Origin of the sequence: Pseudarthrobacter sp. NPDC058329 (assembly GCF_042879835.1) — a bacterium.
Lineage (GTDB): Bacteria > Actinomycetota > Actinomycetes > Actinomycetales > Micrococcaceae > Arthrobacter.
Window position 1 is genome coordinate 55518 of sequence record NZ_JBHVZR010000006.1, and the last position, 18152, is coordinate 73669.

The window sequence follows — 18152 nt, forward strand, 5'->3', positions numbered from 1 at the left end:
GTCATTCGGCGGTTTTGGGGACCACAAGTGATAGGGCAACGGGGTGGGGGAGGCTGCGCGACGTTGCCGGGGGAATCGTGCTTCCCCTAGAATATTCGGTATGCCTAAACTTTCGTTTCGGTGCGCCAAAGTAGCCGCCCGAACCAGCTCCCTCCGCAAGGTGCGCCTCCGCACAGCCGCGGTGGCCGCCGTCGTCCTTTCCCTGCTGCTGACTGCCTGCGGAGGGGGCGCCGCCGGGAATGGAAGCGACAGCAAGCCTGTGGTGCTGACCACCTTCACGGTACTGGCCGACGTCGCGCGGAACGTCGCGGGGGACAAGCTGACGGTGGAGTCCATCACCAAGGCCGGCGCCGAGATCCACGGCTACGAACCCACCCCCGGGGACATTCGGAAGGCCTCCAAAGCGAACCTCATCCTGGACAACGGGCTCAACCTTGAAGCCTGGTTCGGCCAGTTCGTCGAAGGCCTGGACGTGCCGCACGCCGTGGTGAGTGACGGCGTGGAGGTGATGTCCATCAGCGAGGACTCGTACCAGGGCAAGCCCAACCCGCACGCCTGGATGTCGCCCGTGAACGTGCAGATCTACGTGGACAACATGGTGAAGGCCTTCAGCGAACTGGACCCGGACAACGCCGACGTTTTCAAAGCCAACGGTGACGCCTACAAGGCTGAGCTGCAGGCTGTGCAGGACCAGATGAAGTCCAGCCTTTCCGCCGTTCCCGAAACCCAACGCGCCCTGGTCACCTGCGAAGGCGCGTTCTCCTACCTGGCCCGTGACGCCGGGCTGACGGAGGTCTACATCTGGGCCGTCAACGCCGAGCAGCAGGCCACCCCGCAACAGATCACCCGCGCCATCGAGTACGTCAAAGCCAACAAAGTCCCGGCAGTCTTCTGCGAATCCACTGTCTCCGACGCCCCCATGCAGCAGGTGGTGGGGGCTACCGGGGCCTCGTTCGGCGGCACCCTCTATGTCGACTCGCTTTCTGAAGCGGACGGGCCGGTACCCACCTACCTGGACCTCATCCGGCACGACGCCGAGGTCATCACCAAGGCGCTCGCCGGGGCAGGATCATGACCACCCCGGCAATCCTCGTGGAGAACGTCACCGTCCATTACGGCGAGGTCCGGGCACTGGATGCAACCACCCTGACCCTTGAGCCGGCCCGGATCTGCGGCCTGGTGGGCATGAACGGGTCCGGCAAGTCCACGCTGTTCAAGGTGATCATGGGAATGATCAAGCCCGACGCCGGGACGGTAAGGATCAACGGACAGTCACCGGCCAGGGCGCGAAAGCAGGGCGGGATCGGCTACGTGCCGCAGAGCGAGGACGTGGACTGGCAGTTTCCGCTGTCCGTGCAGGATGTGGTGATGATGGGCCGCTACGGCCACCAGGGATTCACCCGGCGTGCGTCCAAAGCGGACCGCGCCGCCGTCGACGAGGCCCTGGACCGGGTGGAACTGGGGCCATACGCCGGCCGTCAGATAGGCCAGCTCTCCGGCGGCCAGAAGAAACGCGCCTTTGTGGCCCGCGGTATCGCGCAGGGAGCCACCACCATGCTCCTGGACGAACCCTTCGCCGGTGTGGACAAGCGGTCCGAAGCCACCATCACCCGGCTGCTGCGGGAGCTCGCCTCGGACGGCTGCACCATTCTGGTGTCCACGCACGATCTGCACGCCCTGCCCCAGCTATGCGACGAGGCTGTCCTGCTGATGCACAAAGTACTGATGCACGGGCCGCCGGAAGTGGTACTGCAGCCAGAGAACCTCGCGATGGCATTCGGCCTGGACGTGCTGGATCGGGAGCTGCCGGAGGGCAATACTTCGGCCAGGCATGCCGGCACGGTTCCCGGCAGTCCGGACGGCAAACGGGTGAACCACTGATGGAGATACTCCTCGAACCGCTCAGCTATGACTTTATGGTCCGTGCCCTGGTCACCACCGCCGTGGCCGCCGTGGTCTGTGCCGTGCTGAGCTGCTGGCTGGTGCTGATCGGCTGGTCACTGATGGGCGATGCCGTGTCCCACGCCGTGCTGCCCGGCGTAGTGCTCGCGTACATCGTGGGCGCGCCGTTTGCGCTGGGAGCGCTGGTGTTCGCCCTCATTGCCGTGACTTTGATCGGGGTGGTCCGCAACACCAGCCGGGTGAAGGAGGACGCCGCGATCGGCATCGTGTTTTCCTCGCTGTTCGCCCTGGGCCTGGTGCTGATCTCGGTGACCCCCAGCCAGACAGACCTCAACCACATCATCTTCGGCAACCTGCTCGGCGTCAGCGTGCCGGACCTGATCCAGGTCCTGGTGCTGGGTGTGGTGGCGTTTGCCATCCTCATCCTCAAACGGCGCGACCTCACCCTTTACGCCTTCGACCCCACCCACGCCCACGCCATCGGGCTCTCACCCCAACGGCTCGGCGCGCTGCTCCTGGGCCTGCTCGCCCTGACCTCGGTAGTGGCTCTGCAGACCGTGGGTGTGGTCCTGGTGGTAGCCATGCTGATCATCCCCGGAGCCACGGCATACCTGCTGACCGACCGCTTCTCGCACATGCTGGTCATCGCCCCCGTGGTCTCGGCCGTGTGCTCCCTCGCGGGCATCTACCTCAGCTACTACCTGGACACCGCCTCCGGCGCCATGGTGGTCCTCACTCAGGGTGTGGTGTTCGCCGCCGTCTATCTGTTCAGCCCCCGGCAGGGACTGATCGGCACCCGGCTGGCGAAGGCCCGCCGCAGGAAGGCCGTTGCTGTCGCGGCATAGCCGCCGCTTGGAAACGCGCGACGGCGGCACCTGGCTGGGGTGCCGCCGTCGGCCTTCGCTGCCGCTTGGGCCGGCGGATGCTTGACTCACCATCCCCCGGCGGGCAGGCTGGAGCGATGAAGTCCTAGCCCAGCAGCCCGGTTTCGCCGGGCTGTTCCCCACCTCCAGGGCCGCCGTCGAGCACGAGCCAACCCGGTTCAGCTCCGGCGGCCACACTGCGGAACTTATGCGAGGACTTCCCTTGACCGAACACATCAACCTTTCGGATGTCTCCCACGGCTACGGGGACCGCCTGCTGCTCGACGGCATCAGGCTGACCATTGCTGCGGGCGAGCACGTGGCGGTGGTCGGCGAAAACGGCGCCGGCAAATCGACGCTGCTGCGGATCCTGGCCGGGCTTGAATCGCCGAACGAAGGATCCGCCACCATCGGCGGCCGCGTGGGCTATCTCGCCCAAACCCATCGGCTGCCCGAGTCCTTCACCGTGGGCGGCGCCGTGGACGCGTCGCTCGCATCGCTGCGGGCCCTCGAAGCGGAGCTGGACCGGCTCGAAACCGGCCTCGCCGACGCCGGGGACAGCGACCTGGAAGCCTACGGCAGGCTGCAGACGGAGTACCAGCTGCGCGAAGGCTACGCCGCCGAATCGCGGGTGGAGGCTGCGCTGGACCGGCTGGGCCTGGGCGGCCTGGACCGGAACCGTGCTTTGGGCTCGCTCTCCGGAGGGGAACAGGAGCGCGTGGCGCTGGCCTGCGTCCTGGCCGACCCGCCGGACATCCTGCTCCTGGACGAACCCACCAATCACCTCGACGCCCGCGGAACCGCTTGGCTGGAGGACCGGCTGGCGGCCCACCGCGGCACGTTGGTGGTGGTGTCCCACGACCGGATGCTGCTTCGCAAGGTGGCGGCCACCATTATCGAGGTGGATGCCGAGCGCCGTGCCGTGAACCGTTACGGCAACGGCTACGACGGCTACCTCCGGGAGAAGGCAGCCGAACGCCAGCGCTGGGTCCAGCAGTATCACGGCTGGTTGAACGCCATGGAGGCCGAAAAGCGACAGGCGGAGACGGTGGCCGGGACCATGGGGTACGGCCGCAAGCGCGACGGCGACAAGATGGGCTTCGACTTCAAGGCGGGCACCTGGCAGAAGGCCGCCAGCAGTCAGGTCCGGAATGCCCAGGAACGGCTGCGGCGCCTTGAGGCCAGTCCCGTGGAGCAGCCGCCGGTTCCGCTGCGGCTTGCCGCGCCGGAGTCCTTGAATTCCGGGGCGGCGGCTGCCGTTGCCGGCGGGGAGCCAGCTACCCTGCTGGCCGTCCACGGGGTGAGCGTTCCGGGCCGGCTTAAAGCCACGGACTTCCAGGCGGGCCTGGGCCAGAAGGTCCTGATCACCGGCCCGAACGGCGCCGGCAAATCCACGTTGCTGTCCGTGCTGGCGGGCACCCTGGTGCCCGCCGAGGGAAGGGTGACCCGGCCGGAGCGGGTGGGCTACCTGCAGCAGGAACTTGAGCTGCCGCAACGGCCCTCGCTCCGGCTGCTGCCGGCGTTTGCGGCCGGGCTGGGCGGCAACATCGACGAGCATGCCGAAGCCCTGTTGCGGCTGGGACTGTTCCGCACCAGCGAATTCCACGTCCCCGTCGGGAGCCTGTCCGCCGGGCAGCAGCGCCGGCTCGCCCTCGCCCGCCTGCTCCTGGGCGGCTACAACACCCTGATTGTGGACGAGCCCACCAACCACCTGGCACCCGTCCTGGTGGAGCAGCTGGAGGCGGCGCTCGCGGCCTTCACGGGGACCCTCGTGATGGTCAGCCACGACCGCGCCCTCCGCGAATGGTTCGCCCGGTGCCGGCGCGCTGCCGAAGACGGCGGGGTGGCGGGCGGAAGCCTCGGCGGCGACACCGTCACCGGGCAGTGGCTCCGCTACTCCATGGACAAGGGCGTGCTGGCGCGGGCCTGATTCTGGCCCACGGCTGCTGGTGACCACGGCTGCCCGCGCCCGTTTCGACGGTTCCCCGTAGACTCGACGCGCGCCGCGGACTACCGGCCGCCCATATCGACGGTTCCCTGCAGACTCGACGCGCGTCGGCGTCGAACGCGCAGGGAACCGTCGAATCGGAGGACGACGGCGGGGAGTCACCCTGGTCCCGCGGGCGGCGGGAGACCCCGGTGTAGCCCGCGTCACGTAGCACCCCGTTGCGTCTTGTAGGATAGACGAGCCGCTCGAAGCTTCGGCGCCACGAGAGATTCCGATCACATTCGGTTGTCCAACAGGGCAAAACACCGAATTACTGAGCGGAATCATGCGTAGCCCGGATGCGGCCAACCCCCAACCCACAAGGAATCGTTGTGCCTCAAAGTACCCCCACAGATCTTCAGCAAAACACGGCACCATCCACCGCCGTCGACCCCACCCTCAGCGCCGAGGGTTATAGCAAGACCCTGGGCAGGCGCCACGTCACCATGATCGCCATGGGCGGTGCCATCGGCGTCGGCCTGTTCATGGGAGCCGGCGGACGCCTGGCCTCCACCGGCCCGGCCCTGATCTTCTCCTACGCCATCGCCGGCCTCATCGCCTACCTGCTGATGCGGGCGCTGGGCGAGCTCATCATGTACCGCCAGACCTCCGGCTCCTTCGTGAGCTACGCCGGTGAGATGTTCGGCAAAAAGGGCGCGTTCCTCTCCGGCTGGATGTACTTCATCAACTGGGGCATGACCGGCATCGCCGAACTGATCGCCATCGGCCTCTACTTCCAGTTCTTCTTCCCAAACGTCCCGGTGGAGGCCTCGGCCATCGCCGCGCTGGCCCTCCTGGTGGCCGTCAACCTGCTGAGCGTCAAGGCGTTCGGCGAGTTCGAGTTCTGGGCCTCCTGCCTCAAGGTCGGTGCAATCCTGATCTTCCTGGTGGTGGGCACCTACATGGTGGTCACCAACGCGCAGGTGGGCGACGGCAATGCATCGGTCGCCAACCTCTTCGCCGCCGAAGGCGGTATGTTCCCCAAGGGCGCGCTGGTGATGGTCCTGGTCCTCAACGCCGTGATCTTCGCCTACAACGGCATCGAACTCGTGGGCATCACCGCCGGCGAGATGCAGAACCCGGAACGCGAAGTGCCCAAGGCGATCCGCGCCGTCGTACTCCGCATTGTGGTGTTCTACGTTGGTTCCGTGACCCTGCTGGCCATGCTGCTGCCGTCGGACCAGTACGTGGCGGGCACGTCCCCGTTCGTCACGGTGTTCGGCCAGATGGGCCTTGCCTGGGTGGGTGACGTGATGAACATGATCGTGATCACCGCGGCACTGTCCTCCTGCAACTCGGGCCTGTATTCGATCGGCCGCGTGTTCCGCACCATGGCCAACAACGGCCACGCCCCGCAGTGGCTCACCCGGATGTCCCGCCGCCACGTCCCGTACGCGGCCATCCTTGCCATCGCCGCGTTCTACCTGGTGGGCATCATGCTGAACATCTGGCTGGGCGGTTCGCACGCGTTTGACCTGGCACTGAACACCGCATCGATCGGCGTGATCTTCACCTGGGGCGCCATCTTCGCCAGCCAGATCGCGCTGCGCCACCGGAAGGGCGTCACCTCCAGCCTGCCGATGCCCGGTTCGCCGTGGACCAGCTGGGCCGGTTTGATCGCGCTGCTGGCCATCACCGTGCTGATCGGCTTCGACACCATGACCAGCAAGTCCGGCGAGGTGTTCTACCTGGGCCTCTGGACCCTGGCCACCATCCCGTTCTTCGCGGTGGTCCTGTGGCTGGGCTGGCAGAAGGTCAAGAACAACGAGCCCAAGAACGCGCTCTACAGCTAATCCTCAAGCAGTACGACGACGGCGGGATCCCCTCGGTGGGGGTCCCGCCGTCGTGCGTTCCCGCCTTAATCCCCACCGGCGCCTCAAAACGGCGGTTACGGCGCAACGGATGGGGCTGGAACGGTGGTGCGGGGCGCCGGGCCGGGGCAGACTGGGGCGTGTGAGCGAACCGTGGGTGCTGCATGTGGACCTGGACCAGTTCATCGCCGCCGTGGAAGTGCTTCGGAGGCCCGAGCTCGCCGGCAAGGCGGTGATCATTGGCGGACGTGGGGACCCCACCGAGCGGGCGGTGGTGTCGACGGCGTCCTACGAGGCCCGTGCGTACGGCGTCGGCTCGGGAATGCCACTGCGCATCGCGGCACGGAAAGTGCCGGACGCCGTCATCCTGCCCGTGGACCATGTGGCCTATCTGGAAGCGTCCGAACAGGTTATGTCCGTCCTGCACTCGCAGCCAGGCGCCACGGTGCAGGTGCTTGGGTGGGACGAAGCGTTTGTAGGGGTGCAGACGGAAGATCCCCTGGCCTACGCCCGGCAGCTGCAGCACGCCGTGCTGGAGCGGACCCGGCTGCACTGCAGCGTCGGTATTGGCGACACACTGGTCCGCGCCAAGGTGGCGACGTCCTTCGGCAAGCCCGCCGGCGTCTTCCGGCTGACCGAAGAGAACTGGCTGGACGTTATGGGGGACCGGCCGACGATCGAGCTGTGGGGCGTGGGCACCAAGGTGTCGCGCCGCCTCGCCACCCTTGGCATCAAGACGGTTGCCCAGCTCGCAGCGTCCAACCCTAATGACCTGGTTCCGGAGTTCGGCCCGAAGATGGGTCCGTGGTACGCCCAGCTCGGGCGGGGCGACGGCGCACGGACCGTCGACGACACGCCCTGGGTGGCGCGCGGGCACAGCCGGGAAACCACCTTCCAGCGCGACCTGACGGAATCCGGCCAGATTGACGACGCCGTCAGGGAGTTGGCGGCGCGCGTCCTGGAGGATGTCGCTTCCGAGGGGCGGCCGGTGATCGGACTGACGCTCAAAGTCCGCTATGCGCCGTTCCTCACCAAGACGTACGCCCGGAAGATCCCCGAGACGTCGGACCCGTCAGAGGTGCTTGCGCGCACCCTCGACCTGATGGCCAGGATTGAGCCGGACCGCCCCATCCGGCTTCTGGGACTGCGGGCCGAAATGACGATGCCCAACGATTCCCGGCAGGGGCATACCCCCACCCGCAGCGGCTGGTGACTTGCTTGACGGTGTGGCCGCCTGGCGTGGATGACAAAAAGAACGGCGGCGGATCCCTGGGGATCCGCCGCCGTTGCGCTCTGTTACAGCTGGCCTTTGTGGGCGGGCTGCCGCAGCAAGAGGCTAGTCGCGCTTGAACTCGTCCTTGACGCTTTCGCCGACCTTCTTGGCGTCAGCCTTGACCTGGTCGGTCTGGCCTTCGGCCTTGAGGCGGTCATTGTCGGTGGCATTGCCCGTGGCTTCCTTGGCCTTGCCGCCGATATCTTCTGCTGCGTTACTGATCTTGTCTCCGAGGCCCATGGTGGTGGCCTCCTTTCGTTTCCGATGATCAAACAGTGCATTTTCACACTAACACGAAGCTTGCTTACTATTTCAAGTCGGTTGTTCCTGCCCGGGAGGGGCGCCTGTTGATTGTCCGTGCCCGCCGCTAGGCTCGGAACATGGACCACAGCATCAGCCTCACCCAGCACGTCAACGCGTCCCCGGAAAGGGTCTGGTCCGTCATTACGGACATCCCCGGCTCGGCCGCAACGCTGTCCGGAGTCGACTCCGTGCAGCTCCTCACCGACGGCCCCTACGGGGAGGGGACGCGCTGGAAGGAGACCCGGAAGATGCTCGGCAAAGCGGAAACCGTGGAGATGTGGGTGGCCGAGGCCCACCAGCACCGCAGCACCACCGTTAAAGCCCTTCAGGGCGGTGCGGACTACACCACACGCTTCGGCCTTGTCCCCCGCGAGGGCGGCACAGACCTTACCCTGTCCTTCGGCGCCGAAGTCATCAAGCCGACTTTCGCGAGCCGCCTGATGATGCTGCTGTTCGGCAGGATGGGTATGGCCGCCACCCGCAAGGCACTGACCAAGGACCTCGCGGAGATCGCGGCCAAAGCAGAGTCGCTTCCGTAATGGCCGGGCGTCCTGCCACGGCAGCTGCCAAAGTTACAGCGCCCAGGCTCACGCCGGTCCGGCTGGAGAACCTGACGGAGCAGCCGCCGTCGGACTTCCGCCGCGGTGAACGGTACGACGGCGGCCGGTACAGCCGTGCCGAGGCCGACGGTCTGGAATTGAGCGGCACAGACTTCGCGGAGTGCGAGTTCGAGGGGGTGTCCTTCAACGACACCCAGCTCCGCGGTTCCTCCTTCCGGGACTGCATCCTCGGGGAGCTGTACGCGCCGGTGTTCAAGGCCGCCCGGTCCGCGTGGCGCGACGTTGAGTTGCGGAACCCGCGGCTGGGTTCGGCGGAGCTTTATGAAAGCGGCTGGCAGTCGGTGCACATCGACGGCGGCAAGCTGGACTTCCTCAACCTGCGCGGCGCCAAACTTGCGGATGTGCTCATCACCGATTGCATCATCAACGAACTGGATCTGGGCTCCGCCGCCGGCACGCGGGTGGCGCTGAAGAACTGCACCATCGGCTCCCTCGACCTTGCCGGGGCGAAACTCAAGGACTTCGACCTCCGCGGCACGGAGTTCCGCAGCATCAGCGGGCTCGGCAGCGTGGCCGGCGTTGTGGTGGATGAATACCAGCTGGGCCTCCTGGCGCCTTTGCTGGCCGCGCACCTGGGCGTCACGGTCCTCTAAGCCCGGTACCCATAGGAGAACCGCCCGTGTACTATTTACAGAACGAACGGTCGGTAAGTGGATCCAACTAGGTAGCACTAAGTGTCGTTTTGAACGCTCATAACGACACTTGCTGCTACCTGGTTGGGAATTGCACGCAGCCGGCCGCCGATGACAGTGCTGTTTATCGCGTGAAGGGTGTTTCCATGGCTGCAACCGCAGGTCCGCAGGCTTTCCTTGTTGGCGGGGTCAGAACGCCGGTGGGCAAATACGGTGGTGCGCTCTCGTCCATCCGCCCCGACGACCTGGCCGCCCTGGTCATCCGGGAAGCCGTCGACCGGGCCGGGCTTGATCCGGACAGCATTGACGAGGTCATCCTGGGAAACGCCAATGGCGCAGGTGAGGAAAACCGGAACGTCGCGCGGATGGCCACCCTGCTTGCCGGGCTGCCGCTCCACATCCCCGGCATCACGGTCAACCGGCTCTGTGCCTCCGGCCTCAGCGCCATCATCCAGGCAAGCCACATGATCAAGGCCGGCGCCGCTGACATCGTTATCGCCGGCGGCGTGGAATCCATGAGCCGCGCGCCCTGGGTCCAGGAAAAGCCCACTTCCGCTTTCGCCAAGCCGGGCCAGATTTTCGATACGTCCATCGGCTGGCGCTTCACCAATCCGCAATTCCATAAGGGCGATCTGTCCCGCGACGGGAAAATGACCTACTCCATGCCCGAAACGGCCGAAGAAGTGGCCCGCGTGGACGGCATCTCCCGCGAGGACGCCGACTCCTTCGCGGTCCGCTCGCACCAGCGGGCACTGGACGCCACGGCGGCCGGGCGGTTCAAGGACGAGATCGTGGGCGTTACCGTCAAGACCCGGAAATCCGAGCATGTTGTGGACACTGACGAAGGTCCCCGGGCAGGCACCACCATGGACGTCCTCGCCGGGCTGAGGCCGGTGGCCAACGGCGGAAGTGTAGTCACCGCCGGCAACTCGTCGTCGTTGAACGACGGCGCCTCAGCCATCATCGTCGCCTCGGAAGCTGCCATCGAACGGCTGGGCCTCACGCCCCGCGCGCGGATCCTCGACGGCGCCTCGGCCGGCTGTCAGCCCGAGATCATGGGCATCGGCCCGGTGCCGGCCACCCAGAAAGTCCTCAAGCGGAGCGGCCTCAGCGTAGGCGACCTTGGCGCCGTCGAACTTAATGAAGCGTTCGCCACGCAGTCCCTCGCCTGCATCCGCCGGCTGGGCCTCGACCCGGAGATTGTGAATAACGACGGCGGTGCGATCGCTTTGGGGCACCCGCTGGGTTCCAGCGGGGCGCGGATCGCCATCACCCTGCTGGGGCGGATGGAGCGGGAGGACGCTCCGGTGGGGCTGGCCACCATGTGCATTGGCGTGGGCCAGGGCACCGCGATGCTGCTGGAGAAGGTCTGATGCCGGGCGCCGTGGACCTGGCGGCGGAGAAGTTCCATGCGCTGCTGGTGGAGGAGCGCAGTGACCGCGTGGTGGTGCTCCTCAACCGTCCCGAAGTCCGGAACGCCATCGACCAGCAGATGGTAGATGAACTTCACGTGGTCTGCGCTGCCCTGGAGCAGGACCCGAGGGTGCTGATCATTGCGGGCGTGGACGGTGTGTTTGCCTCCGGGGCGGATATCGGGCAGCTGCGCGAGCGGCGCCGGGACGATGCCCTGCAGGGGATCAACTCCACCATCTTCGTCCGGATCGCCAAGCTGCCGATGCCTGTTATTGCTGCCCTCGACGGGTACTGCCTGGGCGGCGGGGCGGAGCTGGCCTACGCGGCCGACTTCCGGCTCGGCACACCCAGCGTCCGCATCGGCAACCCGGAAACCGGGCTGGGAATCCTCGCCGCGGCCGGGGCCAGCTGGCGGCTCAAGGAACTGGTGGGGGAGCCCGTGGCGAAGCAGATTCTGCTGGCCGGCCGGGTCCTCGGCGCCGAGGAAGCGCTGGCCGTGAATCTCATGACCGAAGTCCACGAGCCGGCGGAGCTCCTTGACGCGGCACATGGCCTGGCAGACCGGATCGGCCGGCAGGACCCGCTGGCAGTCCGGATTACCAAGTCCGTGTTCCACGCACCGGCGGAAGCGCATCCGCTGATCGACCAGCTCGCCCAGGGCATCCTGTTCGAATCCGAGGCCAAGTTCGACCGGATGCAGCGCTTCCTCGACAAGAATGCCGCCAGGAAGGCGGACAAGGACGCCGGTGCGAAAGCCGGCAACGAGACCGGAGAGAAGAACTGATGAACACACCGCAACCTGCCCCCAGCCTTCCGTCCCGTGTGGGTGTCCTCGGCGGTGGCCGGATGGGAGCCGGCATTGCCCATGCCTTCCTGGTCAAGGGTGCTGACGTACTGGTGGTCGAGCGTGACGAACAGTCTGCCGAGGCTGCCCGGGAACGGGTTGAGTCCGCCGCTGCCAAGAGCATCGAGCGTGGCGCCGTGGACGCCACCCTGGATGACCTGGTGTCCCGGCTTGCCGTGGGCGTCGACTACGACGCGTTCAAAGACCGCCAGCTGGTGGTCGAAGCCGTGCCTGAGGACTGGGATCTGAAGGTCGCCGCGCTGCGCGGCATCGAAGAGCGGCTTGCGGCTGACGCGTACTTGGCCTCCAACACCTCGTCGCTGTCCGTGAGCGGCCTGGCGGGTGAACTGGAGCGTCCCAGGCATTTCCTTGGCCTGCATTTCTTCAACCCGGTCCCGGCATCCACGCTGATCGAGGTGGTGCTCGGAACTCGCACGTCTGGCGAACTTGCTGCCGCGGCACGGGGGTGGGTGGAGGCACTCGGCAAGACAGCCGTCGTCGTCCATGATGCCCCAGGCTTTGCCTCCTCAAGGCTCGGCGTTGCCATCGCACTGGAGGCCATGCGGATGGTGGAGGAGGGAGTGGCGTCGGCCGAGGACATTGACGCCGCCATGGTCCTGGGCTACAAGCACCCCACCGGACCGCTGAAAACCACCGACATCGTGGGGCTGGATGTCCGGCTCGGGATTGCAGAATACCTGCATTCCACACTGGGCGACCGCTTCGCTCCGCCCCAGATCCTCAAGGACAAGGTGGCCCGGGGCGAATTGGGACGCAAGACCGGAAAGGGCTTCTTTGAGTGGCCCGGCTAGGCACGTGCCCGGGAGCAGCCGACACCGGTAGCCGGAGCTCCGGGCGGGGGTTGAATCCTTGACAGGAGCTGGGTGACTGCGGTGAGCATCTGGCTGAACCCGGGTTCCTCGATGGGAAAGTGTCCGCAGTTGTCCAGGACGGTGAGGGCTTTTGGTGCCGCTATCCGATCGAAAAACGCCCGGCTGGCGGCAAGGGGGGTCCAGCGGTCCTCGCCGGGATGGACCATCAGGACCTCCGGGCCGGAGAATTTTTCGGGTTCTACACGTGGTGCCGATTCCAGGTAGCTGCGCATCCATCCCAACGAAACTCGTCCCCCGCCGCCGCGCTTGTCCGACAGGACCTCAGCTACGAGTTGCTTGTTGTTGGCGATCTGGCGCATGTTGGCAATCCAGGGGAGGGGCACGCGTACATTCGCCAGGGGCCCGGCCAGCAGCTGCAACGCGGGACCGGCGAGGCGGGCAAGGGCGGGATGCCACGTCAGGGAGCGGCGTACCTCCCGGTCGCGGGGGTCCAGCAAACAGGTGACCACCAGCGCCGACGCCAGGCCTGTTGCCGCGGCGGTGTCGTATGCCAGCATTCCACCGATGCTGGCGCCCATGATGACAAGTGGACGCCCGTCCTCTTCCCGCCGGACGAGATCCGCCAGCAGCCGACGCCAGTGGCTATACCGGACCTGCCCCGGCTTCTTCGATTGGGTGGCACCGTAGCCGGGCAGGTCCGGAACAGTGACGTAGAAACCCTGGCGGGCAAGGTGGGAGGCAAACGGCCACATGGCCGCGGCATTGCCACCTGCGCCGTGCACCAGCAGCAGGCGGACAGCAGATCCGGGATCACCTACGTGCTCCAGGTGGACCTGGGTCTCCTCCCAGTGCCAGAGGCGGGACGTCCTCGCTGGAGTCCCGCCAGCGGGCGGGGGGACATGGCCGGAGTACCTGTTGGGATCTTGGCTTTTGTTATGGCGAGCCGGCACCCGGAAGCCAGCCGGTAATAAGCGCACGCCTAGTCGAAGAAGCCCACGATGTAGCCGATGAAGTACAGGAGGAACAGCAGCACGCCTGCCCCGATGGCGCCCATCCAAAAGATCTGCTGGCCTTTCCCCGATCCCTTCTGCCTGGGCTCCTGCGTGCCGGCCACCGAACCTTCACCTGGCGGCGTTTCGCCGGGGGGAACTCCGCCGCCCGGCTCCAGGCCTGTGATTTTGTCGTCCTCCGGGTCCGGATTGGTTCCTGACACGTTAACTCCCTCGCTCGCGGTCCTGGTGCTTTCCCCAGCGTAACGGGCCGGGGTGGTTGGACCTAGGCTGGTGCGGTGACCTTCCTTGAACCCCTTACCCTGACCGGCCGGTACGTAACCCTGGAACCCCTGGCCCCGGATCATCACGACGGCCTGGTTGAAGCGGCCAGTGACGGTGAGCTGTGGCGGCTCTGGTACACGTCCGTGCCGGCGCCCGACGAGATGGCAGCGGAAATTGAGCGGCGACTCGCCCTCCAGGAGCAGGGTTCCATGGTCCCGTTCACCACCCGCCTGGTTGATCCGGAGACCGGCGCTCCCGGCAGGATCATCGGGATGACCAGCTACATGAATATCGACGCCGGCACTCCCCGGTTGGAGATCGGCTACACCTGGAATTCCGCGTCAGTGCAGGGAACAGGGACGAATCCGGACTCCAAGCTGCTGCTCCTGCGGCACGCGTTTGAGGTTCTTGGCTGCGTGGCGGTTGAGTTCCGGACGCACTGGCTCAACCACCAGTCGCGCGAGGCCATCGCACGGCTGGGCGCCAAGCAGGACGGTGTGCTCCGCAACCACTCCCGGACCCGCGACGGCATCCTGCGGGACTACGTGGTGTTCTCCATCCTCGAGCACGAATGGCCCATGGTCCGCGCCGGGCTCGAATACCGGCTCGCCCGGCGCGGCTAGGAGGAGCTAGTTATAGAAGCCCTCGCTGTAGATCGCGGTGAAGTAGGCCTTGTAGCCCTCAGCATTAGGGTGGAGATTCTCGGTGCTGTTCAGGGCACGTGGGTCGAAGTTGATCCAGGAGTCGCTCTGTAGCAAGTTGATGCCATGGCCCGCAAACTCGTCCGTGACGTCGACGTACTCCGTTCCGGTGGCTAGGGCGGCCGCCTCGATGGTGGCGTTCAGCTCGGACACCAGGAGATTGGCCTCATTGATGAAGACAGACGTCGGATTGGTCGAATCGAAGGGGATTGGATCGAAGAGGTAGGGGTACCCGGTCACCACAATCTCGGCTTTCGTTGCGGCGGCCTGCACGGTGGCGATCATCTCGACTAGGTCACGGTACAGAGCTTCGCTGGCAATCTGGGCTCGAGCGCCCGTGATGGCGCCGAAACACGCCGGACCGGCGGCAGAATCGATCAGGGCGGGGCCGCAAGCCGCAGCGAGGGTCCCAAAGCCGAGGTTGTTGCCGCCAGCGGTGATGGTGACAAGATCGGTCTTTTTGTCGAGCAGGGTGAGTTGGGTTTGCACCACTTGCTGAGTGGTAGCTCCGCCGCACGCCACGTTTGTGACATCCCTGACGGATTTGAGACGGTCCGCGAGTTCGGAATAGGCGTTCGCACTGCGGGCACAATCTTCGATCACGTACGCTCCACCTCCGATTCCGGCGGCGTAGGAGTCGCCCAAGGCGACGTAGTCCTGGACTGTGCGCGCCTGAGCAGGAGACGCGAGACTCAAGGTCATGGCGAGTGCGGCGAGGCCGGCCGCAAAAGCCGAGTGGCGCCGTCGTACGAATGCATTTCCCATGGGTTTCTCCTTTGAACGGTGGCAGAAGGCATGTGGGTGTCACCGTACTACTGTGCAGAGGCAATCGTCATCGGTCGTGAGTACCTGATTTTCACGTAAACGTCCCCTAATATGACGTGCGGCTGATGTGGCCAGTGTGGTTAGCTGTCCGGATGAGCAACGGGGACGGGTCCATGGACTGGGATGGTGCTGTCAACGCGTGGCATGTGGCCGGCGGTATTTACCGGATGGGGCGGCGGGAATGGCTGACGGAGGCGGGCTGGCGGCAGGCGTACGACGACGGCGTCCGCACCGTGATTGACCTCCGTAACACTGCGGAGGTGCGGCGCCGGGACAGCGACCCACTCGTGGGCGAGACAGTCCTGGCCGGGATGACGGTAGTTTCTGCGCCCACCGAGGAACCGGGCAATCCGCGCTTCACGGAGCTGGCCGGGCCCTACCTCAACGACCCCGCCTACTATGCAGACAACGCCCGGCTCTTCCCGGAGAAGCTGGCCGGCGTCTTCGGTGAGCTTGCGGCAGCAGCGGCGCGCGGTGATGTAGTGCTCCATTGTGCAGCCGGCAGGGACCGCAGCGGCATGGTGGCCGCCATGGTCCAGGATCTCGCCGGGGCCTCCGACCAGGAGATCGCCGACGGCTACCGGCGCGCAGCCCGCGGCATCAACGAGCGCTACCGCACCCACGGCCCGCCGCATGCCCGGGAACGCTACGTCGAGGAAGTTGAGCTGGCGCCGCTGCTCGAACAGCGCGGGGACGCGGTGGTCAACTTCGTGCGGAGCCTCAACACGCGTACTTTCCTGCTGAGCAACGGCCTCACGCCTGCGGAGCTGGACGCGGTGCTTGCCCTCTGCGGAGCCGGGGTGTCCCGATGAGGGCGGGCAAGGTGCGTCGTCTTCTCGCCGCTGGTGCGGCTGCTGGAGTGTTGGCGTCCGCCGGCCAAGCCACCGGTCCGGCGTGGGCGAAGAGTCCTGCGCTGCCTGCCCCTACTGTCGTGGCCGAGGCCAGTGATTCCGGCCTGTCCGAGGATGCCCTCCAGGAAGCCGTTTTGCGCGATCTTGGCATGACCGCCGAGGAATTCGCCGCGGCAGGGGAGTTGGGTACCGCGGCCGCGGAGGTGGCCAAACGGCTGCAGAACGTTCCCGGATATGCGGGGATCCGGCTGCAGGACGGGCACATACTTGTGTCCGGTTCTGGCGCGGAACTGCTGGCGGAAGTGGCCGTGCTTTCCAGCAGCACCCCTGTCCTGGCCGTTGAGGACCCCGCGCAAGTACGGCAGGGGAAAGCAGCCGGACAAGGTGCAAAATTGCAGCCCCGCGGCACGGAACTGGCCGTCAGTACCGAGGAATTATTCCAGGCCTACATCCGCGAAGTAGGCGCGGACGGGCTGCAGGCGGTGGTGTCATCCGGCGGGAAGTTTGTCATCCGGACAGGCGGCGTCAACCTGCCGGAATCGACGGCGGGCCCAACTGCTGGTTCGACCGCTTCGGCTGGCACGGCGGACGCCACGGCGGAGGCCGTGGCGTCCGGCAAAAAGTCCGCGGCTGAGTTCGTGTCGCGCTATGCCAACGTTGAGCTCGACGGCGGCACTCCACTCACGCCAGAAGCGGACGTTCCCGGGGGAGTTGGCTTCATTGCCGATACCGGCTGGGTGTGTTCCACGGGTTTTTCGGCGTTCGATCCCTCAGGTCTGCCGGCAGTCCTCACCGCCGGGCACTGCGCATCCGACGGGGCTGCCACAACGGCTGACCTGACGTTCCAAGGTGTGTCGGTGGGGCTCCTGGGCAGTTTTGGTTTCAGCCAGTTTGGGGGTCCGGGCAATTCCTGGATAGCGGAAAACCCGCTTGACCCAGACAACCCTGGCAATGTGGGAACAGATGTCGCGGTCATTAATGACATCCGTGCAGATCTTGACCCGCTGGCTGCGGCGAGCACCTTTGGCGACCCGGAGCAGCCCGGCCCCGATGTCAAGATCATTGGTACCGCTGATCCGGTTGAGGGAATGGACGTCTGCCGCTCCGGGAAAACCTCTGGCTGGTCCTGCGGAACCGTAGATGAAGTGGGGATCTATACCGTGCCCGGGTCAACGTACGTCGAGCCAAGCGATACCACTGATCCCGCCGAACCCCTGGACCTGCGGGCTTTCCGCGGCTTCCTGTCTTATGACGTCCAGTCCAGCGGAGGGGACTCCGGCGGCCCCTATGTCAGCGGCAACTACGCCGTGGGAACCCATGCCGCCGGTGAACCCCAGCCAAAGCCTGGGGAACTTCCGCCTCCGAACCAGGCCATTGGTGCCACGCTGACCGGCAGCCTCGCCGTCCTGCCGGGTTACCAGCTGGAGCTCTTCCTCAACAAGCCTGTGGTTTCGACTCCAGCGCCGGGAGCAACGTATGAGCCGGGGCAGGCAATCGGCGGAACGGTTCCGGCAGCGCCCGCGTCGGCGGTTGCCGCGGGGTCAGCGGTGCGGATTGCCGTCGAGGGGCAGGAACCTTTCGAGGTTCCCGTGAACGCCGACGGCGGATGGAGCTTCCCCGCGTCCGGGGCCGAGGGAACGCTGCGGTTCACAGCTGAAACGGTAAACGGATTCAGCACTTCTGGAACCAGCAGCTTCGAGTTCGCACCTGCCGTTCAGGAACCGCCGGTGCCGGCCGCTCCGCAGGAGCCAGCCGCCGCTGACCCAGCCCCGGCGGCACCGCCAGCTCCCGCGGACAGCCCGCCCGCCGTCGTCGTAATCCCCGCTGACACTGCGCCTCCCGCTGGCCTGGCAAACACCTCAGGCACCGGGTATGACCGAACGCACCGCGGCGCCCTCGCCAACACCGGAGCTTCGGCACTGGGACAGGCGGCGGCCGCAGCCGGAGCGGCGATCGTCGTCGGGGGCGTACTTATGGTCCTGGCGCGCCGCCGGAGGCAGCGCACCCACAAATGAGCCAT

18 protein-coding genes are annotated in these 18152 nt (G+C 66.3%); 14 read left to right on the plus strand and 4 right to left on the minus strand.

Going from position 1 to position 18152, the window contains the following annotated elements; translation table 11 throughout:
• Window positions 1–100 precede the first annotated feature (100 nt).
• The 6 genes from ACFVYC_RS10310 (at window position 101) to ACFVYC_RS10335 (ending at window position 7776) form a co-directional block, all read left to right on the plus strand.
• Window positions 101–1075: a metal ABC transporter substrate-binding protein gene (locus tag ACFVYC_RS10310; protein WP_387549541.1), complete on the plus strand. Its 975-nt coding sequence runs from the start codon at window positions 101–103 to the stop codon at window positions 1073–1075.
• Window positions 1072–1881: a metal ABC transporter ATP-binding protein gene (locus ACFVYC_RS10315; RefSeq protein ID WP_387549543.1), complete on the plus strand. Its 810-nt coding sequence runs from the start codon at window positions 1072–1074 to the stop codon at window positions 1879–1881. The genes ACFVYC_RS10310 and ACFVYC_RS10315 overlap by 4 nt, the downstream gene beginning before the upstream one ends.
• A complete protein-coding gene (locus tag ACFVYC_RS10320) occupies window positions 1881–2747 on the plus strand; it encodes a metal ABC transporter permease (protein WP_387549544.1) in 867 nt (288 codons plus the stop codon). The genes ACFVYC_RS10315 and ACFVYC_RS10320 overlap by 1 nt, the downstream gene beginning before the upstream one ends.
• A 241-nt stretch (window positions 2748–2988) precedes the next feature.
• The gene (gene abc-f / locus ACFVYC_RS10325; protein WP_387549546.1) at window positions 2989–4695 is read left to right on the plus strand and encodes a ribosomal protection-like ABC-F family protein; all 1707 of its coding nucleotides are present in this window, start codon (window positions 2989–2991) and stop codon (window positions 4693–4695) included.
• 389 nt (window positions 4696–5084) lie between these two features.
• Window positions 5085–6545: an amino acid permease gene (locus ACFVYC_RS10330; protein ID WP_387549548.1), complete on the plus strand. Its 1461-nt coding sequence runs from the start codon at window positions 5085–5087 to the stop codon at window positions 6543–6545.
• Between the two features lie 175 nt (window positions 6546–6720).
• On the plus strand, window positions 6721–7776 hold the full coding sequence (locus ACFVYC_RS10335; RefSeq protein ID WP_387549795.1) for a DNA polymerase IV: 1056 nt from the start codon (window positions 6721–6723) through the stop codon (window positions 7774–7776).
• Window positions 7777–7899: 123 nt separating this feature from the next.
• Here the strand turns inward: ACFVYC_RS10335 and ACFVYC_RS10340 are convergent, their stop codons facing one another.
• Window positions 7900–8076, minus strand: a complete 177-nt coding sequence (locus tag ACFVYC_RS10340; RefSeq protein WP_013602191.1) for a CsbD family protein — start codon at window positions 8074–8076, stop codon at window positions 7900–7902.
• 140 nt (window positions 8077–8216) lie between these two features.
• Between ACFVYC_RS10340 and ACFVYC_RS10345 the strand changes: the two genes are divergently transcribed.
• The 5 genes from ACFVYC_RS10345 to ACFVYC_RS10365 all read left to right on the plus strand — a co-directional run bounded on the left by ACFVYC_RS10345 (window position 8217) and on the right by ACFVYC_RS10365 (window position 12460).
• A complete protein-coding gene (locus ACFVYC_RS10345) occupies window positions 8217–8678 on the plus strand; it encodes an SRPBCC family protein (protein ID WP_387549550.1) in 462 nt (153 codons plus the stop codon).
• Window positions 8678–9352: a pentapeptide repeat-containing protein gene (locus ACFVYC_RS10350; protein WP_387549551.1), complete on the plus strand. Its 675-nt coding sequence runs from the start codon at window positions 8678–8680 to the stop codon at window positions 9350–9352. Before ACFVYC_RS10345 ends, ACFVYC_RS10350 begins: the two co-directional genes overlap by 1 nt.
• 185 nt (window positions 9353–9537) lie before the next feature.
• Window positions 9538–10764: a thiolase family protein gene (locus tag ACFVYC_RS10355; RefSeq protein ID WP_387549553.1), complete on the plus strand. Its 1227-nt coding sequence runs from the start codon at window positions 9538–9540 to the stop codon at window positions 10762–10764.
• A complete protein-coding gene (locus ACFVYC_RS10360) occupies window positions 10764–11588 on the plus strand; it encodes an enoyl-CoA hydratase/isomerase family protein (protein ID WP_387549555.1) in 825 nt (274 codons plus the stop codon). The genes ACFVYC_RS10355 and ACFVYC_RS10360 overlap by 1 nt, the downstream gene beginning before the upstream one ends.
• Complete coding sequence (locus ACFVYC_RS10365) at window positions 11588–12460, plus strand: 3-hydroxyacyl-CoA dehydrogenase family protein (RefSeq protein WP_387549557.1); 873 nt, start codon at window positions 11588–11590, stop codon at window positions 12458–12460. The genes ACFVYC_RS10360 and ACFVYC_RS10365 overlap by 1 nt, the downstream gene beginning before the upstream one ends.
• Here ACFVYC_RS10365 and ACFVYC_RS10370 read toward each other — a convergent pair.
• Both ACFVYC_RS10370 and ACFVYC_RS10375 read right to left on the minus strand, forming a co-directional pair.
• Entirely contained in the window at window positions 12457–13431 is a 975-nt protein-coding gene (locus ACFVYC_RS10370) for an alpha/beta hydrolase (protein ID WP_387549559.1), read from the minus strand. The two genes, ACFVYC_RS10365 and ACFVYC_RS10370, sit on opposite strands and share 4 nt — an antisense overlap.
• A gap of 29 nt (window positions 13432–13460) precedes the next feature.
• On the minus strand, window positions 13461–13694 hold the full coding sequence (locus ACFVYC_RS10375; protein WP_174177928.1) for a DUF6480 family protein: 234 nt from the start codon (window positions 13692–13694) through the stop codon (window positions 13461–13463).
• Window positions 13695–13769: 75 nt separating this feature from the next.
• On the opposite strand from ACFVYC_RS10375, the gene ACFVYC_RS10380 reads away from it, so the two are divergent.
• Window positions 13770–14378, plus strand: a complete 609-nt coding sequence (locus ACFVYC_RS10380) for a GNAT family N-acetyltransferase (protein WP_387549561.1) — start codon at window positions 13770–13772, stop codon at window positions 14376–14378.
• 6 nt (window positions 14379–14384) lie between these two features.
• Here ACFVYC_RS10380 and ACFVYC_RS10385 read toward each other — a convergent pair whose 3' ends face one another.
• A complete protein-coding gene (locus ACFVYC_RS10385) occupies window positions 14385–15221 on the minus strand; it encodes an SGNH/GDSL hydrolase family protein (RefSeq protein WP_387549563.1) in 837 nt (278 codons plus the stop codon).
• Window positions 15222–15373: 152 nt separating this feature from the next.
• Between ACFVYC_RS10385 and ACFVYC_RS10390 the strand changes: the two genes are divergently transcribed.
• Window positions 15374–16093 (plus strand): tyrosine-protein phosphatase, encoded by a 720-nt coding sequence (locus ACFVYC_RS10390; protein ID WP_387549564.1) that lies wholly within the window; start codon window positions 15374–15376, stop codon window positions 16091–16093.
• A 119-nt stretch (window positions 16094–16212) separates the two neighbouring features.
• Window positions 16213–18147 (plus strand): S1 family peptidase, encoded by a 1935-nt coding sequence (locus ACFVYC_RS10395; protein WP_387549565.1) that lies wholly within the window; start codon window positions 16213–16215, stop codon window positions 18145–18147.
• Window positions 18148–18152: the final 5 nt, after the last annotated feature.